The organism is Amycolatopsis azurea DSM 43854, assembly GCF_001995215.1.
Taxonomy (GTDB): Bacteria; Actinomycetota; Actinomycetes; order Mycobacteriales; family Pseudonocardiaceae; genus Amycolatopsis; species Amycolatopsis azurea.
Map to the genome: position 1 here is coordinate 22,105 of NZ_MUXN01000027.1, position 20,774 is coordinate 42,878.

General features: G+C 69.7%; 15 protein-coding genes and 2 tRNA genes. 10 read left to right on the forward strand and 7 right to left on the reverse strand.

The window, feature by feature from the left end; all coding sequences use genetic code 11:
- Positions 1–16: 16 nt before the first annotated feature.
- From B0293_RS35015 to B0293_RS35025, 3 genes are all read right to left on the reverse strand, one after another.
- The gene (locus B0293_RS35015; protein ID WP_005168305.1) at positions 17–2,212 is read right to left on the reverse strand and encodes a hypothetical protein; all 2,196 of its coding nucleotides are present in this window, start codon (positions 2,210–2,212) and stop codon (positions 17–19) included.
- Between the two features lie 22 nt (positions 2,213–2,234).
- Positions 2,235–2,306, reverse strand: a tRNA-Thr gene (locus B0293_RS35020).
- A gap of 4 nt (positions 2,307–2,310) precedes the next feature.
- A tRNA-Arg gene (locus B0293_RS35025) sits at positions 2,311–2,382 on the reverse strand.
- 246 nt (positions 2,383–2,628) lie between these two features.
- On the opposite strand from B0293_RS35025, the gene B0293_RS35030 reads away from it, so the two are divergent.
- The 6 genes from B0293_RS35030 to B0293_RS35055 all read left to right on the forward strand — a co-directional run bounded on the left by B0293_RS35030 (position 2,629) and on the right by B0293_RS35055 (position 11,381).
- A complete protein-coding gene (locus B0293_RS35030; RefSeq protein ID WP_245192198.1) occupies positions 2,629–4,593 on the forward strand; it encodes a hypothetical protein in 1,965 nt (654 codons plus the stop codon).
- Positions 4,594–4,860: 267 nt separating this feature from the next.
- Entirely contained in the window at positions 4,861–7,740 is a 2,880-nt protein-coding gene (locus B0293_RS35035) for a type 2 lanthipeptide synthetase LanM family protein (RefSeq protein ID WP_245192199.1), read from the forward strand.
- Positions 7,741–7,753: 13 nt separating this feature from the next.
- Positions 7,754–7,948: a hypothetical protein gene (locus tag B0293_RS35040; RefSeq protein WP_005168311.1), complete on the forward strand. Its 195-nt coding sequence runs from the start codon at positions 7,754–7,756 to the stop codon at positions 7,946–7,948.
- Between the two features lie 89 nt (positions 7,949–8,037).
- Positions 8,038–10,926, forward strand: coding sequence for an ATP-binding protein (locus tag B0293_RS35045; RefSeq protein WP_005168312.1), 2,889 nt, complete (start codon positions 8,038–8,040; stop codon positions 10,924–10,926).
- 3 nt (positions 10,927–10,929) lie between these two features.
- Positions 10,930–11,169, forward strand: coding sequence for a glutaredoxin family protein (locus tag B0293_RS35050; protein ID WP_005168313.1), 240 nt, complete (start codon positions 10,930–10,932; stop codon positions 11,167–11,169).
- The gene (locus B0293_RS35055; protein ID WP_005168317.1) at positions 11,166–11,381 is read left to right on the forward strand and encodes a putative acetyltransferase; all 216 of its coding nucleotides are present in this window, start codon (positions 11,166–11,168) and stop codon (positions 11,379–11,381) included. Before B0293_RS35050 ends, B0293_RS35055 begins: the two co-directional genes overlap by 4 nt.
- An 874-nt stretch (positions 11,382–12,255) precedes the next feature.
- Here B0293_RS35055 and B0293_RS35060 read toward each other — a convergent pair.
- The 3 genes from B0293_RS35060 to B0293_RS35070 all read right to left on the reverse strand — a co-directional run bounded on the left by B0293_RS35060 (position 12,256) and on the right by B0293_RS35070 (position 16,697).
- Positions 12,256–13,560: an aldehyde dehydrogenase family protein gene (locus tag B0293_RS35060; RefSeq protein WP_005161537.1), complete on the reverse strand. Its 1,305-nt coding sequence runs from the start codon at positions 13,558–13,560 to the stop codon at positions 12,256–12,258.
- Positions 13,561–13,718: 158 nt separating this feature from the next.
- Positions 13,719–16,052 (reverse strand): chitobiase/beta-hexosaminidase C-terminal domain-containing protein, encoded by a 2,334-nt coding sequence (locus B0293_RS35065; protein ID WP_005161535.1) that lies wholly within the window; start codon positions 16,050–16,052, stop codon positions 13,719–13,721.
- A gap of 189 nt (positions 16,053–16,241) precedes the next feature.
- Positions 16,242–16,697 carry a hypothetical protein gene (locus B0293_RS35070; RefSeq protein ID WP_039918970.1) on the reverse strand — a complete coding sequence of 152 codons (456 nt, stop codon included), beginning with the start codon at positions 16,695–16,697 and terminating at the stop codon, positions 16,242–16,244.
- Positions 16,698–16,869: 172 nt separating this feature from the next.
- Here B0293_RS35070 and B0293_RS35075 point away from each other — a divergent pair, with 172 nt between their 5' ends.
- The 3 genes from B0293_RS35075 (at position 16,870) to B0293_RS35085 (ending at position 19,285) form a co-directional block, all read left to right on the forward strand.
- A complete protein-coding gene (locus tag B0293_RS35075; protein ID WP_039918969.1) occupies positions 16,870–17,700 on the forward strand; it encodes a hypothetical protein in 831 nt (276 codons plus the stop codon).
- Between the two features lie 131 nt (positions 17,701–17,831).
- Positions 17,832–18,455: a cyclodeaminase/cyclohydrolase family protein gene (locus B0293_RS35080; RefSeq protein WP_005161527.1), complete on the forward strand. Its 624-nt coding sequence runs from the start codon at positions 17,832–17,834 to the stop codon at positions 18,453–18,455.
- Positions 18,452–19,285 (forward strand): bifunctional 5,10-methylenetetrahydrofolate dehydrogenase/5,10-methenyltetrahydrofolate cyclohydrolase, encoded by an 834-nt coding sequence (locus tag B0293_RS35085; protein ID WP_005161524.1) that lies wholly within the window; start codon positions 18,452–18,454, stop codon positions 19,283–19,285. The genes B0293_RS35080 and B0293_RS35085 overlap by 4 nt, the downstream gene beginning before the upstream one ends.
- Before the next feature lie 43 nt (positions 19,286–19,328).
- Here the strand turns inward: B0293_RS35085 and B0293_RS35090 are convergent, their stop codons facing one another.
- Positions 19,329–19,901, reverse strand: coding sequence for a TetR/AcrR family transcriptional regulator (locus tag B0293_RS35090; protein ID WP_005161521.1), 573 nt, complete (start codon positions 19,899–19,901; stop codon positions 19,329–19,331).
- Between the two features lie 113 nt (positions 19,902–20,014).
- On the opposite strand from B0293_RS35090, the gene B0293_RS35095 reads away from it, so the two are divergent.
- A complete protein-coding gene (locus B0293_RS35095) occupies positions 20,015–20,755 on the forward strand; it encodes a class I SAM-dependent methyltransferase (protein WP_005161516.1) in 741 nt (246 codons plus the stop codon).
- Positions 20,756–20,774: the final 19 nt, after the last annotated feature.

Below are 20,774 nucleotides of genomic sequence, written 5' to 3' on the forward strand. Positions count from 1 at the left end.
TGGATCAACCGCCCGGTCACCGCACGCCCACCCACCGGCCGCCGCCCCAGCCTAGCCAGCGTTGTCCATTGTGGACCTTTCCGTCGGTGTCGAACCGGTATCCCGCGACGACGGCGGCGAGCCCGTCCACCGCCGGACCGAGATCGGTTCCCGCCAGCTGAGGGCGCAGTTCGTCGACGACGGTCCACTGCTTCTCCGTGTCACAGAAGCTGAGGAAGAAGATCCCCTGCCGCCACGCGTACGCCGCGTTCTTGACCGCCGTCAACGCGGCGTGCCGATCGGTGGTCGGCACGGTGGCACGCCGCAGTGCCCAGCCGAGTGACCGCGCCGCGAGGCCGGGCGCGAGCACGGTCAGCGGGTCCCACAGTTCCAGCCCTTCGGCCAGCACGGCCAGGTTGTGCGTGGTGACGATCTGCCCCTGCTCCAAGACGGTGCCGTTCGCGGCCACGCCGGACACGCGGCCGCGATGTGCCTCCGCCGCCCTGTCCTTGCACACCTTCGCGAAATCGGCCGCGGTCTTGCGGCCCCATCGGGTCGTGGTTTCCTCCGACCAGGTCTCCGGCAGGTCGTAGTACCGCGCGTACAGCGAGCCCGCCATGACCCGGCTCGCGATCACCGCGGCGTCGCGGAACTTCGTGGTGAAGGTGCCCATGAAGATGTCCGCCGCGACCTCCTCGACCAGCGGGAAATCCAGGCCCGCCTGCTTGGCGAGCGCGGCGAACTCGCTCACCAGCGGGTTCGGCAGGATCGTGTGCGGGAAGGCGGTCAGCGCGAGCATCGCGGTCTGGGCGAGGGTCTGCCGCGCGGCCTCGGCGGCGTCACGCCGGTGCACGCGCAGCGGCTCCAGCGCGGCCACCCACGGCAGCTCGGTGAAACCGACCTGGGTCGCCAGATCGAGCAGCAGCAGGCTGCGTCGGCGCCGGAACGCCGTATACGTCCGCGCGTACAACGCCGACAGCGCCGGGTCTTCGATGTTCGCCGCGAGCAGCGACGCGGTGATCTGCGGCAGCACGGTGGCGAGCACCTCACCGGAGGTGATCACGCCCTGCGAGACCAATTCCTCGACCGGGGCCTCCCACGCCCGGCTCACCTTCACGACGACGCCGTCCGGCACGCTCCACCCGTCGACGTCCTCGGTGACCGGTTCGACCGACGGAAGACCGCCGTCGTCCGGATAGGCGTCGAGCCGGACGGCGACCGCTTCCGCGAGCTCGGCCCTGGTCGGCCGCTCCACCACCGAAAGCTCCGCCTCCCGCAGCACCGTGCGCCGCTCCGAACCGGGGGCGCCGTGTTTGCCGATGGTGTTGGCGAGTGCACGGCGTACCCATCCGACGTCCCGCGCGGTCAGCGAACGGCTGTCCGTCTCGCACGCGGCCAGCGCGGTCCGCAGCCGGGTGAAGTTGGCGCGAGGGTGTGCCGTCACGCCTTCGGTTTCGGCGAGCAACGCCGTCCGGCGCGCGCTCCAATCCGCGGGCCAGACACGGCACGGCCAGCCGCCCGTGACGACGCCGTCGTCCTGCAGCGTGGGCGGTTCGCCTTCCACGGTTTCGCACCACAGCTCGACGAGCCGGTCGTACAGCGGCCGCTCCCGCAGCCTGGTGCGCATCGTGTCGATCGCGGACGGCGTCGTGATCGCGCGCAAGGAGGTCTTGACCTGCTCGACGGACTGGAGCTTGACGACGGAACCGGCGGGAACGGACGGCTCGCCGAAGACCGGCGTCAACCGCAGCCGGTGCATGAGCGGACGCACCGTGGCGACGAGGTCGAGCGCCGCCGCGTGGTGGTCGTGCGCGAGCAGCCACGCGACCGTCATCAGCGCGGCGTGCTCCGGGATCTCGACCCGGTACGTCCCGGCCGCGAGCGCGCCAAGCAGCGCGGCCTGACCCTCGTCGGTCAGGTAGTGCAGGTTCAGCCGTTCCCGGTCGGTCGTGCCGGGCGCGCCGCCGGGCAATGCTCGGACGAGTTCGATCTCGTCTTCCCGCAAGGGCTCTTCGGCGAGGTACCGGCCGCTGGCGAACCCGCCGTGCAGTACTTCGAGCGTCACCCAGGCCGGAGTGTCGGCGACCGGCGTGCGGGAACCGACGGTCAGCGTGCCGTCGGCCATCCCGTCGAGCACGGCGCGCCAGCCTGCCGCCCGAGCCGAATCGATGCCCGCGTGCCGCAGCGCGCGACGCAGCTGGTCGTACGCGTAACCGAACTGCCCCTGGTTCACCGGTCTCCCCCTGTCCATCGAGACCTGGAGGCGAGATTCGAACTCGCGCCCTCCCGGTTACGAGCCGGGTGTTCTACCGCTGAACCACTCCAGGATGAACATGGAGGCGGGACTCGAACCCGCGCCCTCCCGGACCGAAGCCGGGCGATCTGCCGCTGATCCACTCCATGATCACCGCCGATACTAGCCAGCCCGAGAGCGCCCGTCACCCCGATATCCGCAGCGGGAACCCGCCTGCCGTTCCGTTTGCCGCGGCCCGCCTTAGACCGTCCATTATGGACACAAGAGTTCGGTGCGGCGGACGAGCGCGCCCGCGTCCGATCAGCGGTTCCCACCGCTGCGAGGCTTTCGTCATAATCCCGGGAGCGGCGCACTCGGACGAATCGGGAGGGGTTCACGTGGTGCGGAGAAAGTTCTTGCTGTGCAAGTTTTTCTCAGTTCTTCTGCTCGGTGGCGCCATGGTCGCGGGCGGCGCGCAAGAGGCGGTGGGAGCGTCGACACCGATCGTCGCTCTCGCCACGTTCCCCGTCGACAGCGACAGCCACGTCACCGGGATCAACGACGCCGGTGCCATGATCGGTGCCTACAGCACCGCGGTCCGATACTCGATCCCTGTGCGCTGGAACTCCGACGGCACGGCGGCCCGGCTCGCGGTGCCGGCCGGGTACATCCCCGGCGACGCACGGGCGATCAACTCCAAGGGGTTCATCGCCGGCTCGGCCTACGACGAACACAAAACCAAGCGACCCGTGTTGTGGCATCCGGATGGTTCGTTCGCCGAGCTGAGCACACCCGATCGCCAAGGGACTTCAGAAGCCACTGCCATCAACGACAGCGGTGTCGTGGCAGGCACCGTCTCGACCGGCGCGGCCACCAACCGCGCGGCGCGGTGGGACGCGAACGGCGTCATGACCTTGCTTCCCCTGGCACCTGGCGATTCCTGGTCGACGGCCACGGCGATCAACGACGCGGGCGTGATCGTCGGTTACTCCGGCCTTCACGCCGTGCGCTGGAACCTCGACGGCACGGTCGTCCCGCTGTCCCCGCTTCCCGGCGAAATCAACAGCACGGCCAAAGGCATCAACAACGCCGGAATCGTCGTGGGTAGTTCCGGTGTACGTCCCGTGCGCTGGGAACCGGACGGCACGGTCACTCTCCTGCCATCCCTCTCCGAGGATCCGCAGGGCGGTGCCATGGCGATCAACGACTCCGCTGTCATCACCGGCTTCTCCGGCAGCCTTGGCGGCCGTCACTCAGCGGTGGTGTGGAACGCCCAAGGCGCGATCAGCGACCTCGGCACGCTGCCGGGACACGGCCGGAGCCAGGGTACGGCGATCAACTCCCACGGCGTGGTGGCAGGCGACTCCGAACCGGCCTCGGCGCGCGGACGGCACGCCGTGCGGTGGACGGCGCCGGACAGGGTCACCGATCTGGGTAGATCGTTCCCTAAGTACGGATACGCCGAGGCGTTCGCGATCAACGCGCGCGGACAGAGCATCGGCGAATCCTTCGAGTCGAGAGGCTCGTTGCACCCCGTCACCTGGACACGCGCCGGCGTCCTCACCGACCTCTCCCCGAACGTCGACCGTCTGACGGCCACCGACATCAACGCTCACGGCGTCATCGTGGGAACCAGCAAGAGATCGAAGAACCGGGACCGCGCGATCCGCTGGGAGCGGGACGGCACCGTCACGACGCTCAAGATGCCGGAAAACCACGCGTACCGCTCACTCACCTCCGGGATCAACGACAGCGGGACGATCGTCGGCAGCGCGGGTCCCGATCGCGGCAGCCCACGACCGACACGATGGGCCCCGGACGGGACGCCGAGCCTCCTGCCTCTCCCGCCCGGCGACACCGGTGGCATCGCGGCGGCGATCGACGACCGCGGTGTGATCGTCGGAAGTTCCGGTGACCTCGGCAGGCATGCGATCCGCTGGGACCAGGAAGGGAAGGTGAGCGAGCTGACGGGCCTGCCGGGCGAGACGCACACCCAGGCCGTCGCTCTCAACGATCGTGACGAGGTCGTCGGCCAGTCCGGATCTCACCCCGTCCGGTGGAGCCCCGACGGCCGGATCACCACCTTGCCCCTTCCCGCGGGGGCCGGCTACGGCTCGGCCACCGGGATCAGCGGCACCGGGGTCGTGTCGGGCTGGTGCGACCCCGGTGTCACCGGAGTCCCCTGGCTGGCACTGCGCTGGACACCGGACGGCACCATGACCGTACTGCCCGCACTGCCCGGAGGACACTGGACCAAGGCCAACGGCATCAACACCCGCGGCGACATCGTGGGCGTGTCCGACAACGGCGATGGCCAGCGGCTCGCGGTGCTCTGGCCCGCCTCCGGGAACGCGGACGGCCGGCCGGTGGCCATCCGGTGACCGGTCCCGCGCACGTCGCGGACCCCGCGCTTCAGGCGGCGCGGGCCGGACCCCCAGAAAACCGGCCCGCGCCCCGTGACGCGGCGCTCCCCCTGCGTCCGCCACGCCACCCGACCATGGTCGCCCCGGGACCGGTCCCCGCGCATGGGTGCCGGGACCCCATATTCCGGTGACGGCCGGTCCCGGTCGTCACTCTCCGGGCATCTTCGTGCGTGCGCTGAATGTGGGGGTATCGCCCCCATGTGCGTGTCCCACCGAGCTGAAACCATGGGTGGTGTGACGCCCCAGACATCGGCGACGTCCCTGCCGCTGACGTGGTGGGTGCACGGCCAGACCCCGCGCGAACGGAAGGCGGACAAGCCCGCATGGGCGGACTTCGCCGAACACGCTGTCACCACGCTTCTGCCGAAGCGCCCCCCAGTCGGTGACTGGCGTGTCGAGTTCGCCGGGGTCTTCAGGTCGTTCGTCGAAGCCGCCGTCCGTGACGCGGTGCCCGAAGACCTCGCCGGCGCGGACGTCGAAGCACTCCGCCGCGGTTTCGCCGCCCAACTCGACCAGCATCTGCTCAAGCTCTCGGTCCGCACGCTGGTCCTCGAACTCCACCGCGCCCGCAAGGCCGGGACCCTTCAGGGCGAGACGCCCGAGGAACGCTTCTCGGACTTCGTGCGCAGGCAATCCACCCCGGACGGACTCGCGCGGCTGTGCGGCGAGTACCCGGTTCTGGCCCGGCTCCTCGCGCAGGCCTGCATCCACGCCGCCGAAGCCCACGCCGAAGCGCTGACCCGCTTCTCCGCCGACGCCGCCGCGCTGCCCTGTTCGGTCGTGGACGGCGAACTCGGCACGCTCGTCGAGGTCGCCGGCGGGATCGGCGACTCGCACGCGCGAGGGCGGTCGGTCAAGCTTCTCCGCTTCTCCAGCGGCGCCAAGGTGATCTACAAACCCCGTCCGCTGATCCTGCACGAACGGTTCACCGACGTCGTCGACCTGCTGAACAAACGGCTGCCCGGCCTCGAACTGCGGACCGCCGACGCACTGCTCCGCGACGGGTACGGCTGGCTCCGGTTCGTCGAGCACCGGCCGTGCGCCGACATCGCCGACGTCGACCGTTTCTACCGCCGCCAGGGCATCCTCCTGGCGCTCCTGCACGCGCTCGACGCCACCGACGTCCACTACGAGAACGTCATCGCCTGCGGGGACCAGCCGGTGCTGATCGACATCGAGACGCTGTTCCAGCCCTCGCCGCCCGATCCGCCGGAAGGCGACCCCGCGGCGGCGATGCTCGCGCGGTCGGTCCAGCGCACCCTGCTGCTCCCCCAGCTCTTCGCGGGCGAGCACGGCGCCGTCGACATCTCCGGGCTCGCCGGGCGCGGCGGCAAACTGCCCACCGACCGGGTCGACTGGGCCGATCCCGGCACCGACCGGATGCGGCTGGTCCGGGTGCCCGGGGAGCTCGCGGGCGGGAACAACCTCCCCCGCCTCGACGGCCGCGACGTCTCGCCCGCCGAGCACAGCGCGGCGTTGCTCGCCGGATTCCGGCACGGCTACGACGCGATCTCCAGCGCGCGGGACGAACTCACCGAACAGCTCCGGCGCTGCGCCGACGACCCCATCCGGGTGCTCATCCGGCCGACGAACTTCTACTTCCGCCTGCTGGACGAGACCACCCATCCCGACCTCCTGCGCGATGCCGCCGACCGCGACCACGCGTTCGACCTGCTCGAAGAGGACTCGGCGGGTGAGGACAAGCTGCTGCGCCTGGTGCCGCACGAACGGGCCGACCTGTGGGCGGGCGACGTGCCGATGTTCACCTCGAACCCCGGCTCGATGTCGCTGCTGGACTCCCGTGGCGACAGCGTCGAGGGCGTCGTCGACCGGCCGTCACTGGACACCGTGCTGGCGAAGGTCGCGGACATGGATCCGCTCGACCAGCGCGATCAGGAATGGCTGATCTCGGCCACCCTCGCCATCAGCACGGCGACCGCCGGGCATCACGGCGGCGGCGAGACCGCGGAGACCGCGGTGCCGAACCAGGCGCCCGACGCGGAACGGCTGCTGGTGACCGCGTGCGGGATCGCCGATCACATAGTGGCCAACGCGTTCTCCGACGAGCACCGCTCCAACTGGCTCGGGATCGAGCTCGTCGACGACCGCTACTGGACCGTGCTGCCGATGGGCGCGGGACTCGGCGAGGGCTACTGCGGTGTCGCGCTGTTCCTCGCCCAGCTCGCCGAGCTGACCGGGATCGCGCGCTATCGCGACCTCGCCGCGTACGCGATCAGCCCGCTGCCTGGCCTCTTCGCCACCCTCCGGGCCGACCCGGAGCTGGCCGCCACCGCCGGCTGCGGCGGGCTCCTCGGGCTCGGCGGCGTCGCCTACACGATCGCCCGGCTCAGCACGCTGGTCGGTCTTCCCGCCGGTGATCTGATCGAACAGGCCGTCGAACTGATGCCCGAGGCCACCGCCGGGACGCCGTCCGGGTTCACGACCGGGCTGGCGGGCGGGGTCGCGTCGATGCGCTCGGTGTACGTCCAAACAGGACTGGAGGCGGCGCTGACGAAGGCCGACCGCTACACCGGGCAGCTGCTCGACCGGGAACGTCCACAGGGGACGGGCTTCGCGCGCGGTTCCGCCGGGATCGACTGGGTCCTGAGGGCACACCGCCGGACCGGCGAAGAACCGCCCGGAAAGGCGGACGATCGGGCGGAAAGCACCGGCGGCTGGTGCGACGGCCTCTCGGGCGCCGCCCTCGGCCAGGCCGCCCACCTGCCGGAGCCCGGTCACTCCAGGGACCTCGACCGGACGATCAAACGGCTGACCGACGGGGCACCCCTGAAGGATCTCAGTCTCTGCCACGGCGAGTCCGGAGTGCTGGAAGTGTTGTGCGTGCTGGCGGAGAACGGGCACACTGGCGCCGCCGCCGCGGTGCGCCGCCGGACCGGTCACCTGCTCGCCGCCATCGACCAGCGCGGTGCGCGTTGCGGGACTCCCGGCGCGATCCCCGCGCCGGGGCTGCTGAGCGGCTTGGCGGGCATCGGCTACGGCCTGCTGCGGCTGGGGTTCGGCGACCGCGTCCCGTCCGCGCTCCTGCTCCGCCCCGACCGGCCGCATCCCGCGGCCACCGTCATCCCGCCGGTAAATCGAGTATGAGGAGAAGAACGGAATGTACGAAAGAGATCTGCCCGCCACCGAAGACCCCCTCGGCGCCGTGAACCTTCCGCGCGCGCTCGAGGTCGGCTCGCGCAACCACGCGCTGGCGGGCAGCAAGCCGCGGCTGAGCGCCAACCCGCTCGCCACCCTGTCCGGTGATCCCGGATCGCCCTCCGTCGTCAGCGTGTTCACCGGCGGCTGGATCTGAGACACGATCACGGAGGCGGGCTCGCGCCGCCCGCCTTCGTGATCGACTTTTGCCCGTGACCCGGGATTCCGCTCGCTATAGTCACGGCGGTGGGAATCCGTTCGTCGCGGATGATCGGCCGTGACGCCGAACTGGCCGAGCTCTCCGGAGCTCTCGATCGCGCCATCGCAGGTCGCGGCGGCGCGATCTTTCTCGTGGGCGAAGGCGGCGTCGGCAAGTCCCGGCTCGCCGTCGAAGCCGCGGCGAGGGCGGTCGCCGCGGACGTCCCGGTCCTTCAGGGCCGGGCGAGTTCGATCGGCCCGCTCGTCCCGTTCCGGCCGCTGACCCAGGCACTGTTGTCGCACTTCCGCGGCGGCGGCCCGCCCCAGGTGGCCGAACTCGACCCGTTCGTCCCCGTGCTCGCCCAGCTCATCCCCGACTGGAGCCAAGGCGACCGGCCCCGGGAATCCGGCTCCCTGATGGTGCTCGCCGAAGCGGTGTTCCGGTTGCTGTCGGTTACCAGCCGCGACCGCGGCGCGCTCCTGGTGCTCGACGACCTCCAGGACGCCGACGCCGAGACGCTGTTCATCCTCGAATACCTGGTCGACAACCTGGCCGCGGCGCAGACCCTGTTCGTCGGCACGCTCCGCAACGAGCCCTCCGACGCCCTCCGCCTGGCGACCTCCGGTGCCCAGCGGATGAGCTGCGCGGTCCTCGAACTCGACCGGCTCGGCCTCGCGGACACCCGCGCCCTCGCCGCGGCCTGCCTGGAGAGCGAGCCGGAGTCCCTGCCCGCTCCCGCGGCGGAGCTGTTGTGGCGCAACAGCGCCGGCCTGCCGTTCATCGTCGAGGAGCTGCTCCACGGCATGGTGAACGACGGTCTGCTGGTCGAGGGTCGCGACGGTTGGCGCGTCATCGGCGAACTCCGCGCCCGCGTGCCCGCCGCGCTGGTCACCAGCATCGGCGTCCGGATGGAGCAACTCGGCGAGCAGGCGGGCGAACTGCTCTCGGTCGCCGCGATCATCGGGCGGCGCTTCCCGCTGTCGGTGGTGCAGACGGTCACCGGGACGAACGACCGGACCCTGCACAACCACCTCAGCGCGGCGGTCTCGGCGAACCTGGTGACCACCGACGAGACGACGCCCGGCTGGTACGCCTTCCGGCATCCGCTGACCGCGGAAGCGTTGCTGACCCGGCAGTCACCGGCACGGAAGGCGGAACTCGCCCGTCAAGCCGCCGACGCCGTCGAGAAGCTGTACCCGGGACTGCCGGGTGATCTGTGCGCGCTCGTAGCGTCCCTCCGCCTGACCGCGCTGGACGAGCAGGCGGCGGGGCACATGTTCGCCGAGACCGGTCGACGCGCTCTCGACGCCGGAGCCGCCGACTCCGCGGTCACGATGCTCACCAAGGCCGTCGACCTCCTCGCCGGTGCCGACGCGGGTGATCGGGCCGAGGTGCTGGAGACCCTGCTCTACGCACTCGGGCAGACCGGTCAGTTCGACCGGGCCGTCGAGCTTTCGGACGGCTTCGGCGAGATCGGGACACTCGAACGGGCCGCCAAACTCCACACCCAGCTGGCCTGGGCGGCCTACATCGCCGGACGGCACGACGAGTGCCTCGGCCAGATCGAACGCGCCCGCGCTCCCCTCGGCTCGGCGATCTCGCCCGCCCAGCAGGCCGCGCTCGACGCCGTCGAAGCGAATCTCTGGCTCGACGTCCCGGGCCGGACCGGCACGGCGGAGCGTCTCGCGCGTCAGGCATGGAGAGTGGCCGAGGAGACCGAGCAGCCGTTCGTCGTCTGCCAGGCGCTCCAGGTGCTCGGCATGCTCGCGCTGTCGCGGGACCTCACCGAGTCCGAGCGCTACATGCAACTCGCGCGGAGGACCGCGGAGGACAACCACCTGCATCATCTCCGCACCCAGGCGCTGGTGCGGCTCGGCGGGCATCGCGTGCTGATGAACGGCGACGAACAGACCCTGCTGCTCGCCCGCGCCGACGCCCAGCGGACCGGGTCGATCACGCTGCACTGCGCGGTCGATTCCGTGCGCACCATGCACGCGATCCTGCGCTGCGAGTTCGGGACCGCGCACCTGCTGCTGGAAGAGAACCTCGCCGTGCTCGGCAGGCTCCGGCTGACCGCGTTGCTGCAATACGCGCATATGACCAGGGCGATGTCGGCCGGGCACCGGGCGGACCGGCCCGCGATGGAACGGGCGCTCGAGGACTTCCGGGAGAGCGGCGGCGAGAACGCCCAGGAGATGGTGCTGAGCATCGGGCTCGCGCGGGTCTTCTGTTCCCTGCTGGAGGAGGACCTCGACCGGGCGCGCCGCGAACTCGACCAGGTCATCGAACTGGAGGACCGGCGGCCGAGCCGGTTCCACCTCGCCGGCCAGCACGGGCTCAGGACGCTCCTCGACACGCTCGGCGGTGCCGACTGCCCGGAGGACGGGTCCGCGGTGAGCGGGATGCGCTGGAACCGGCAGTTCGTCGAGTTCGCGCACGCCGTCGAGCACGGCAGGCGAGGCGACACGGCGGAAGCCGGGCGGGCGGTGGCCGCCGCGCTGGAGACGTCGTCGCCCTATCCCCTGGCCCGGCACCTCGGGCTCCGGCTGATCGCCGAACCGGCGGCCGCCGACGGCTGGGGCGATCCGGCGGGCTGGCTCAAGGAGGCCGAGGAGTACTTCCACGGCAGGGACATCCAGGCGGTCGCGGGCGCCTGCCGGAGCCTGCTCCGGAAGCTCGGCGCACCCGTCCGCCAGCGTCGCGCGGGTGTCGACCGGGTCCCCGGCGACCTGCGCGCGGCCGGTGTCACCGTGCGCGAGTACGAGGTGCTGGTGCTGCTCGCCGAGCGGATGGGCAACAAGGACATCGGCGCCCGGCTGCACATCTCCCCCAGGACGGTCGAAAAGCACGTCGCGAGCCTGCTCGCCAAGACCGGGCTCGCCGACCGTTCGGCCCTCGCCGAACACGCCGCCGGACCGCGACCTGGCATGCTGTGATCCATGAGCGACCTCACCGTGTACGGCGCCGGCTGGTGCCCCGACGTCAAACGCAGCCGTGCCTTGCTGGACGCGAAGGGTGTCGAGTACGCCTACGTCGACGTCGAAGTGGACACCGGCGCCGAAGAGATCGTGCGCGCGTTGCAGAACGGTGCGCGGCGGATCCCGACCATCGTCTGGCCGGACGGCACCCACCTGGTCGAACCGAGCGACGACGAACTCACCACGCACCTGAACCGGTGACCCTTCCGGACGTCCCGATCGGCACGAGGGTCGTCGTGCGGTACCGGATCGAAGGCGGGTTCACCGACGCGCTCGGCTACCTGCGCTCCCGTGACGAGGCGGAATGCACGGTGGAGACCAAACGCGGCCTGGCGACGATCCGGCTGGCGGACATCGTGCTGGCGAAGCCGGTCCCGCCTCCTCCTGCACCGCGTGGCTCTCGCGGGTCGTAAGTGGCTTAGGCACCTAGTGGATTCCGGCTGCCGTTGGTCCCGGATCCGGAATCAGGCGATCGCCACGTTCGTCTCACGCGCACCAGTAGTCGCAGCGGCTGCGCGTGAAGGCCCCCTTCCCTCGGCTCAGCCGAGGAAACTCGACCTTCACGCCTTGCCCAGTACATGAAGGCATGGTTCTGGACTGAACAGTGAGGCCGACTGCGCCCCGAGTATCCACATAGGACATTTAGTGACGATCGAGTGTCCGATTAGTGTCGGCATGAACGTTTTCACGTGGGGCCGTGAGTGATAAAGAGGGTTATTGAGGAGAAGAGCAAATGTGGCGGGTTCATTCGCTCGCCCGAACGCCGACCTCGAGTGTTGTGAAAGCCACTTCCGCAACGTTGAAGGTTGCGGAAGTGGCTTTCACAACGCTTCGGGGACTCCGCCGCTCACTAGGACGGATGACGCGGATGACAGGGACTCTCCGCTCGTGCGATGAGAGGAAAGTCCCCTTCACCGGTCTGATCGCTGACGAACACCGGTCCGTGAAGGCCTCCTTGAAGGACCCAGGGTCCTTCAAGGAGGCCTTCACGGACTTGGCACCTGACAGGACACCTTTACCTTTCTGCTCAATAGAACGCTCTTTATCACTCACGACCCCCGCGCAAAGCTACGCAAAGTTCCCAAAACGGGTGCTCCGGCGGGAAGAAAAGTCCTTTATGGACAGCCGAGGTCGCGATCGGCTCCCGCAATCCAGTTCAGGCTGCGCCTCGAAGCCACGCTCCGAAGCCAACGGAGAAGGCCTGCTCAACGGGAGACTCGATCACGCCATATTGGCCCTGCCTCCCAGTAACCCGAATCGCCGGTGCCGACCACCTGCACCGGAGCGCTACCCGAGGGGCTTGTCCAGCACCGCCCTCACGTGGCTGAAGTTGTCGATCGAATAGCGGCCGTGATAGCGGCCCATGCCGCTCTCCCCCACGCCGCCGAACGGCAGGTCGGGCACCGCGAGGTGGATGATCGCCGCCCCGAACACCAGCCCGCCGGACGACGTCTCCGTCTCGATCCGGCGCTTCGTCTCGTCCGACTCGGTGAAGGCGTACAACGCCAACGGCTTGTCACGTTCGTTGACGAACGCGAGCGCCGCGTCGAGGTCGGGGACCTCGATGATCGGCAGGATCGGGCCGAAGATCTCGTCCTTCATCACCGGGGCGTCCGGGGAGACGCCGGTGAGCACGGTGGGCGCGATGTACTTCTCGTCACGGTCGGCCTGGCCGCCGACGACCGCGGTTCCGTTGTCCAGCAACGCGGCGAGCCGGTCGTGGTGCCGGGTCGAGATGATCCGGCCGTAGTGGTCGCTGGTGGCCGGGTCCTCGCCGAACATCGACTGGACGGTCTCGGCAAGGTGCTGCGCCAGCTTCGTGCCGGTGTCGCCGATGGCGAGGACGTAGTCGGGCGCGACGCAGGTCTGGCCCGCGTTGGCGAACTTGCCGTAGGCGAGCCGCTGCGCGGTCACGGCGAGATCCGCTCCGGGCTCGACGATCGCCGGGCTCTTCCCGCCCAGTTCGAGTGTGACCGGCGTGAGGTGTTTCGCCGCCGCGGTCATGACGATCCGGCCGACGGTCCCGTTCCCGGTGTAGAAGATCGTGTCGAACTTCTGCTCCAGCAACGCCGTCGTCTCCGGGACCGCCCCCTCGACGACGCGAACGCCTTCGACGTAGTTCGGCAGGTGTTCGGCGATCGCGGCCGAGGTGCTCGGGGACAGCTCGCTCGGCTTCACGACCGCGCAGTTCCCCGCCGCCAGCGCACCGACCAGCGGCGCGAGCACCAGCTGGAGCGGGTAGTTCCACGGCCCGATGATCAACGCGACGCCGAGCGGCTCGCGCACGACACGACCGTCTCCCGGCCGCACGGCGCGCGGGAGGTCGGCCGGCTCCGGGGACAGCCAGGAGTCGAGGTTCTCCAGCGTGTGATCGATCTCGTTGCGCACGAGCATGATCTCCGCGCGTTTGGCCTCGACGGCGTTCTTGCGCAGGTCGGCATAAAGCGCATCGAGGAAGACGTCCTGCTTCTCGGTCAGGAGCGCGCGCAAACCCGTGAGCTGCGCCCTTCGCCAGGCCACCGGTTTCGTGACGCCGGAACGGAAGAGTTCGCGCAGGTCACCGACGACGGCGGCCACATCGTTGCTGGGCATGGAACCGAGCCTAACCTCGCGAAACCGGAGCCGCCCGACGCCGCGCGGTATAGGTCGTTATACACAAGTGGCTGAAGGGCGCTTTCCCCGCATGGTGTGCGGGGAAAGCGCCCTTCACTGCGTCAGATGCGGGGAAAGTCCCCTTCAGCCCCCCGCCGCTACGGGTAGCTCACCAGGTTGCTCGGCCGCGTGTCCGGCGGCGTCACCGCCCCCGCGTCGTTGATCACGTGAGTGATGGTCCCCTTGTAGTTCAGCGAGACCGTGACCAGGTTGTGGAACCGGACACCGGAGCGGTTCGGCACCTCGAACGCGTGATAGAGGTTCACCGCCGGGTTGTCGTTGAAGAAGCAGTAGCTGCCCAGGCCCCACGCCTCGTGCGTGTTCACGTTGTCCCCCACCTTGTAGGCGGCGTACCCGTTGAGGCCGTTGGGACTCTTCCAGCCCGCCTGGTCCGGGACGTCGTAGGGGATCTCGTTCTGGAAGAAGATCGTCTTGCCGTTCTGACCGTTCCAGATCACCTGGTACTTCTGGTAGTGCTCGACGAAGAGGCCGGTCGCCAGCACGTTGTCGCCGTTGACGACCACACCGGTGTCGCCGGTGTTGACCGTCCAGCCGTAGGTCCCCGCGTTGCCGTGGTCGGCCCGCCAGGCCCAGATGTGGTCGATGATCGTGTCGCGGCTGTTCACGATGAGGCTGTTCGTCGCCTTCCCGGCGATCTGGCCGCCGATCCGGAAGAACACGTCCTGCAACGTGGTCGGGTTGGCCGAGTGGTTCGCGGCCGAGCCGGCCGGGCCGACGGTGAGCAGCGACTGCGAGTTGGTCGTCCCGGCGTCGAACAGCAGGCCCTTGAGCCGGACCCCGTCCACGTCGGCGACCTTCATCGCGTCCACACCGTTGTCCGGCACCAGCGTCGGGTAGCCGACTCCGAGGACGACCGTGTTGGCCTTGGTCACGTTCAGCGTCTGGTTCAGGTGATAGACGCCAGGGGTGAAGAACAGGTTGCAGCCCTGGGAGAGAGCGTTGTTGATCGACGACGCCGTGTCCCCCGCCTTGACGACGTAGAACTGGCTCATCGGCAGCGAACTGCCAGGGGTGCCGCCGTTCGCCCAGCTCGGCCCGGAAGCGTTGGTGCGCGACGAAGGCAGGAACACGCGGTACTTACCGGACCCGTCCGCGTAGAGATACGGGACATCGCGGGACACCGGCGTGGTGCCGAGCGTCGTCTCCGGCGGGTTCGGGAAGGTGTTCGCCGGGGCGCCGTTCGTCCCGGAGAACACCATGTTCCAGACGCCACCCTCCCAGCTGCCGTAGTTGCTGTCGCGGGTGTACCACTGCTGCTGCGAGATCGACGCGGTCTTGCCCGAGACCTTGCTGTCGGCGGTGTACCCGCCGCTGGCGAAGCCGTAGCTGGCCGGGAAGAGGTCCAGGCCGCCGCGGATGTCCATCCGGCGGAACGGCGCGGCCTGCGCGACGGCCCAGCGGGTCGCGCCACCGCTCGGCACGACGGCCAGGTTCTCCGTCGAACGCCAGAAGTTCTGCAGCGCCACGCCCTTGTCCGACTCATTGAACGCGTCGACGGTCACGTCACCGTTGATCACGACGTCACCCGGGTTCTGCCCGAGGCCCGCGACAGAGGTGTAGTAGCCGACGTTGTCGTGGATCCCGTTGTACACACCGGGCTTGAACAGGTGCGCGTACCGGCGCTCGGTGAACTGCGCGGTCAGGGTGTCCTTCTGCGCGTTGAAGTCCGCGTCGAGCTTGGCCTGGATCGACGACGCCGGCATGCCAGGGTCGAAGATCCGCACGTTGGGACCGAAGTCCGGGACCTCGGCCTGGGCCGGGCAGGTCGCCTGCGTCGATCCGATCGTGTAGCTCGCCGAGGCCACCGGGGAGTTCGCGGAGCCCGATTTCAGCGCGATCGCGGAAATCGTCGAGGACGCGGAGACCGTGATCGGCCCGGTGTACACAGTGGACGACGCGGTCGGCGTGGAACCGTCCACCGTGTACCGGATGGTCGCGCCCGCGGTCGCGGACGACAGCGTCACCGAACGGGCGCTCGGATAACTGCCGCCCGGCGGGTCGAAGGTCGGCGAGGCGACGGTCGTGCCGCTGCCGCCGTGGGTGTAGCCGAAGTGCGGGGTGTCGTACTGCGGCCCGTTCTTCTCGTAGGTGAACCAGTAGTCGAGCACCGTGCCGGCGGAGAGCGAACCGACGGTGTGCCGCCAGGTGCCCCCGCTGTCGGTCATGCGGACGTTCTGCTGGCCCATCCCCGGGACGCCGGTGTAGTGGATGTCGACGTACCGCGCCGACGTCGCCGGCGTGAAGGAGAACTGCGCCTGGCTCGCGTTCAAGGACGCGGCGGTCTGGCTGTAGTCCGCGGCCGCGGCGGTGGCACCGCCGAGACCGGCGGCGATCAGGAGCGCGGAAAGGCCGAGGGCGAGTACGCCACGGACCCCTTTCCGCCGTTTGGGCTGCACAAAGATCCGGTCCACGTCGTGACACCTCCGGCGTTGGAAATCCACGGGCGAAGCAATTCGTTGCGCGCCACAACAAAGTAACGGTCCGCGCGTTATGTCCAGATCACGCTTCGGTAACAGTGATGGTCCAAACCACTGGCTACCCCTGTCGGCCCACGACGACACGGCCGTCCGGCGTCACCGGACGGCGCGATCGGGTGCCGGTCAGCAATCCGGGACGACGTACAGCGTCGACGCTTCCCCGCCGAACATGGCCCTCAGACTCGTCCGGCAGGACAGGAGCACCTCACGGTTCGCGACCGTGTCCGGCGGGATGCCGCAACCGTCGCAGAAGAGCTCGACCGATCCCGGGAACGTCTCGTCGATCTCGACGTCGACCGTGCGATCACAGCGGCGGCACCACCGGTGCCCGGTGACGATCAGGACGTGCATCGGATCCGAGACGCACTGATGCACCCAGCAGCGGTGGACGTAACAGGTCGTCCGGACGTGCGCGCTCAGCCCGTGTTCCTCCGCCACGTCCTCGGCGGCGAGGATCGCGGCCAGGCGACGGTCGGCGATCTCGGCGTACAAGTCCCGGCGCCGGACCGGCGGAGCCGCGTCGGCTTCCGCGAGCAGTCTGAGATGAGCCCGTGAGGGTGGCGAAGTACGAAGCACCATGGGATCTCGACCTTTCGGCGTCCACGGGAAGTCTTATCAGGTCACCCCCGGTTTCGCCGGAGCGACACCCGACCGGGCGACAACACTGATCCGGGAAAAGTTCGTTTGTATGGCCCTTGTATTCGCCCTGCCCATGCTGGCCGCACCACTGAGTTCGTCCAGGAGGCAGGAATTGTTGACCAAGGTTGCCGTGGTCGCGACAGCGACCGCGCTCTCCTTCGGCGTGGCCGCACCGGCCAGTGCCGAAGTGACCGCGGCCGCGTTGCCCGCGGCCAGCATGGAAGCGGTGCTCAAGGCCGCGCAGATCGACCCGCGCCGGGCCGACAGCGCCTTGACTCCGGGCGCCAAGGACAGTGTGCTGCTCGTGGAGCAGGCACTGGCCGCCAAGGGGCTGCTCGACCAGCAGTACGTCGACGGACATTTCGGCACGTCGACGATCACCGCGTATTCGAGCTACCAGAAATCACTGGGCTACACCGGGATCGACGCTTCCGGCCTGCCGGGCAAGACGTCGCTCGAGAAGCTGGGCGACGGCCGGTACACCGTGACCGCGACGGTCGCGGCGGGCAGCCGTCTGACCTACCACGGCGAGACGATGAACACCCGCACCAAGGCGATGCTGGTGAAGGCGGAGGGTCTGCTCGGCAGGCAGCTCACCATCACGCAGGGCTCGTACAACCCCGGCGGCGTCGGCGCTTCGGCCGGCACGCACGACGGTGGCGGCGCGCTCGACATCGGTGTCGAAGGCATGTCCTCGGCCACGCGGACCGACGTCGCGAAGAAGCTCCGTCAGGTGGGCTTCGCGGCTTGGGTCCGGACTCCGGCCCAGGGCTTCGCCTACCACATCCACGCCATCGCACTGTCCGATCCGGACCTCTCGTCCGGCGCGCAGCACCAGGCCGGTGACTACTACCTCGGCTACAACGGCCTCGCCGGCCGCGGGTCCGACGACGGCCCCGCCGTCTCGCCGAAGCTCACCTGGGAGGAGTACCAGCGGTCCTGACCCCGCTGTACCCCTCTGTCCCGGGGCCACCTTCACCGGCGTTGATAGTCGCGAAGGTGGCCTTCGGGCTGTCCGGGAACCCCCGGGTAGGCTTCTGCGCGACGGCAAAACCAGCGGGAAGGGAACAACGCGTGGAGGCTCAACCGGTCGGTCAGTGGCTCGACGAGCTGGCTTCGAAGGCCTCGACGCCCGGTGGTGGCGCGGGTGCCGCGATGAACGCCGCGGTCGGTGCCGCCCTGGTCTCCATGGTGTGCAACCTGACCATCGGCAAGCCGAAGTACGCCGAGCACGAAGCCACCATGACCGAGGCGCTCGGCAAGGCCGAAGACCTCCGCGGCCGCGCGCTCGGCCTCGCCGCCGACGACGCCGCCGCGTTCGACGCCGTGGTCGCCGCGTACAAGCTCCCGAAGGCCACCGACGAGGAGAAGAAGGCCCGCACGGCCGCGATCCAGGCCGCCCTGGTCGGCGCCGCCGAGGTCCCGCTGCGCACGGCCGCCCTCGCCGCCGAGGTCGTCGACGTCGCCGCCTCGATCCTCGAAGGCGCCAACACCAACGTCATCTCCGACATCGCGGTCGCGGCCTCCTCCGCCAAGTCGGCGCTCGAATCGGGCGTGGTCAACGTCGAGGTCAACCTCGCGTCGATGGCGGACGAGCAGCTCCGCAAGGAGACCGAGGCCCGCCTCGCCGAGTACCTCCCCGCCGCCGGGCGCGCCGACGCCCTCATCGCCCAGGTCCGCGAAAGGCTCGCCCGATGACACTGATCGACGGGCGCGCGATCGCCGCCGCCATCACCGCCGAGGTCACCGAGACCGCGTCCAAGCTGCGTGAATCCGGCACCGCTCCGACGCTGGCCGTGCTCGTGCCGACCGACGACGACGCCACCGCCTGGTACGTGCGCTCGATCGAGCGCGCCGCGAAGAAGGTCGGCGTCGACTGCCGGGTGGTCCAGCTCGAGAAGCCGACCGGCGAGGACGTCACCCGCGAGCTCGACAAGCTGTCGGCGGACCCGTCGGTCCACGGCATCATCTGCCAGACCCCGCTTCCCGAAGGCGTCACGCTCGACGACGTCGGCGCGCACATCGATCCGCGCAAGGACGTCGACGGCGCCAACCCGGTCAGCCTCGGCCGTCTCACCGCGGGCCTCCCGACCTACGCGCCCGCCACCGCCGCCGCGGTGCTGGAGATCCTGAAGCGCGAGCAGGTCGCCCTGTCCGGTGCCCAGGTCGCCGTCGTCGGCCGCTCGACCGTCGTCGGCAAGCCCGCCGCGCTGCTGCTGCTCGGCGAGAACGCGACGGTCACCGTCTGCCACTCTCGCACCAAGGACCTCGCGTCGGTCACCAAGACCGCGGACGTCCTGGTCGTGGCCGTCGGCCGCGCGCACTTCGTCGGCTCGGACCACGTCAAGCCCGGCGCCGTGGTGATCGACGTCGGCACCAACCCGACTCCCGAAGGCGGGCTCGTCGGCGACGTCGACCAGGCCGCGGTCGAGGAGATCGCGGGCTCGATCACGCCGGTCCCCGGCGGCGTCGGCCCGGTCACGACGTCGCTGCTGCTGCGGCACACCGTCACCGCCGCGCAGTCCTGAACCACTGAGAGGCGGCGAGTCCACTGAGGACTCGCCGCCTTTTTCATGTCCCGATCACCGTCTCGACCACCTTCCGCACCTGCGCCGCCTCAGGCTTGGGCGCGGTGCGGTCGGCGAACAGCAGATGCGTGGCGCCGATGAGCGTGGCCGCGAGCGTCTCGACGTCGGCGTCCTCGGCGATCCTGCCCTGATCGCGTTCCGCCTTGAGGTAGCCGCCGATCATCTCCGCCGCCTGGGTCAGCACCGGTATCCCGGCAGGCCACTCGCGGCGCAACCGGGCGCGAAGCTCGTCACGGAAGATCACGAGCGGGACGATCGCGACGGCGACCGACTCGAACACCGCCGTGAGCGCCGACGTGAGATTGTCCGCGACAGTCCCGGTACCGACGGCGTCGCGGAGGCCTGTCCCCTCCAGCTTCTCGATCCGGTCCAGCACGAACTCGGCGAGGAACCCGTCGAAATCGTCGAAATGCCTGTGCAGCACGCCTTTCGCGCAGTCCGCCTCCGTGGTCACGGCGCGGCTGGTCAGACCGCTCGGACCAGCCCGCAGCAAGACCCGTTCGGCGGCGTCGAACAACTGCGCGCGGACGGCGCGCAGGGCTACCCCGGTCGGCATACGGCTCCCTTGCGTTGACGAGTGGGCATATGCCCACTTAAGGTGGGCGCATGCCCACTCTACCTTCGGGGCAGGAGCCTCACCGTCATCGACAGGCCGCGGAATCCTTCGGCGTGGACGTCGAGCGCTACGACCGGACCAGGCCCGCCTATCCCCCGGAACTCATCGACCACCTCGTCACCGCCGCCCCCGGCCGCGAGACCCTCGACGTCGGCATCGGAACCGGGATCGAAGCGCGCCAGCTCCAGGCCGCGGGCTGTCAGGTCCTGGGCGTCGAAGCGGACCCGCGGATGGCCGAGTACGCCCGCCGGAGCGGGATCTACGTCGAAGTCGCGACGTTCGAGACCTGGGAACCCGCGGGACGACGGTTCGACCTGCTCGTCTCCGGCCAGGCCTGGCACTGGGTCGACCCGGTGGCCGGCGCGGCCAAGGCCGCCGAAGTGCTGCGGCCGAACGGAATCTGGTCCGCGTTCTGGCATGTGCCCGAACCACCGGGAGAGGTCACCGACGCGCTGGCGGAGGCGTACCGCCGTCACGTGCCGGATGCCCCGATCGACCTCAAGAACGTCCCGAAACAGCCTGCCGACCCGTACGGACCGCTGCTGGAGAAGGCCGCCGACGGCCTGCGCGAAGCGGGTGGATTCGGCGAGCCGGAGCGAAGCCGTCACGACTGGGAGCGGGTCTACACCCGCGACGAATGGCTGGACCAGCTCCCGACGTTCGGCTCGCTCACCTGGGTCGAACCCGCTGTGCGGCAAGAGATCCTCGCCGAAGTCGGCGCCGCGATCGATGGCATGGGCGGCCGGTTCACCGCCCGGTACGCCACCGTCGTGATCACCGCGGTCCGCGACTGACCAGCCGGTGGCGGGAGCC

Coding starts and splice junctions, on each gene's coding strand:
- B0293_RS35035 (WP_245192199.1), top strand. CDS start 4,861: ATGGGTGGTGTGACGCCCCAGACATCGGCGACGTCCCTGCCGCTGACG.
- B0293_RS35060 (WP_005161537.1), bottom strand. CDS start 13,560: ATGCCCAGCAACGATGTGGCCGCCGTCGTCGGTGACCTGCGCGAACTC.
- B0293_RS35070 (WP_039918970.1), bottom strand. CDS start 16,697: ATGGTGCTTCGTACTTCGCCACCCTCACGGGCTCATCTCAGACTGCTC.
- B0293_RS35040 (WP_005168311.1), top strand. CDS start 7,754: ATGTACGAAAGAGATCTGCCCGCCACCGAAGACCCCCTCGGCGCCGTG.
- B0293_RS35090 (WP_005161521.1), bottom strand. CDS start 19,901: ATGCCGACCGGGGTAGCCCTGCGCGCCGTCCGCGCGCAGTTGTTCGAC.
- B0293_RS35085 (WP_005161524.1), top strand. CDS start 18,452: ATGACACTGATCGACGGGCGCGCGATCGCCGCCGCCATCACCGCCGAG.
- B0293_RS35050 (WP_005168313.1), top strand. CDS start 10,930: ATGAGCGACCTCACCGTGTACGGCGCCGGCTGGTGCCCCGACGTCAAA.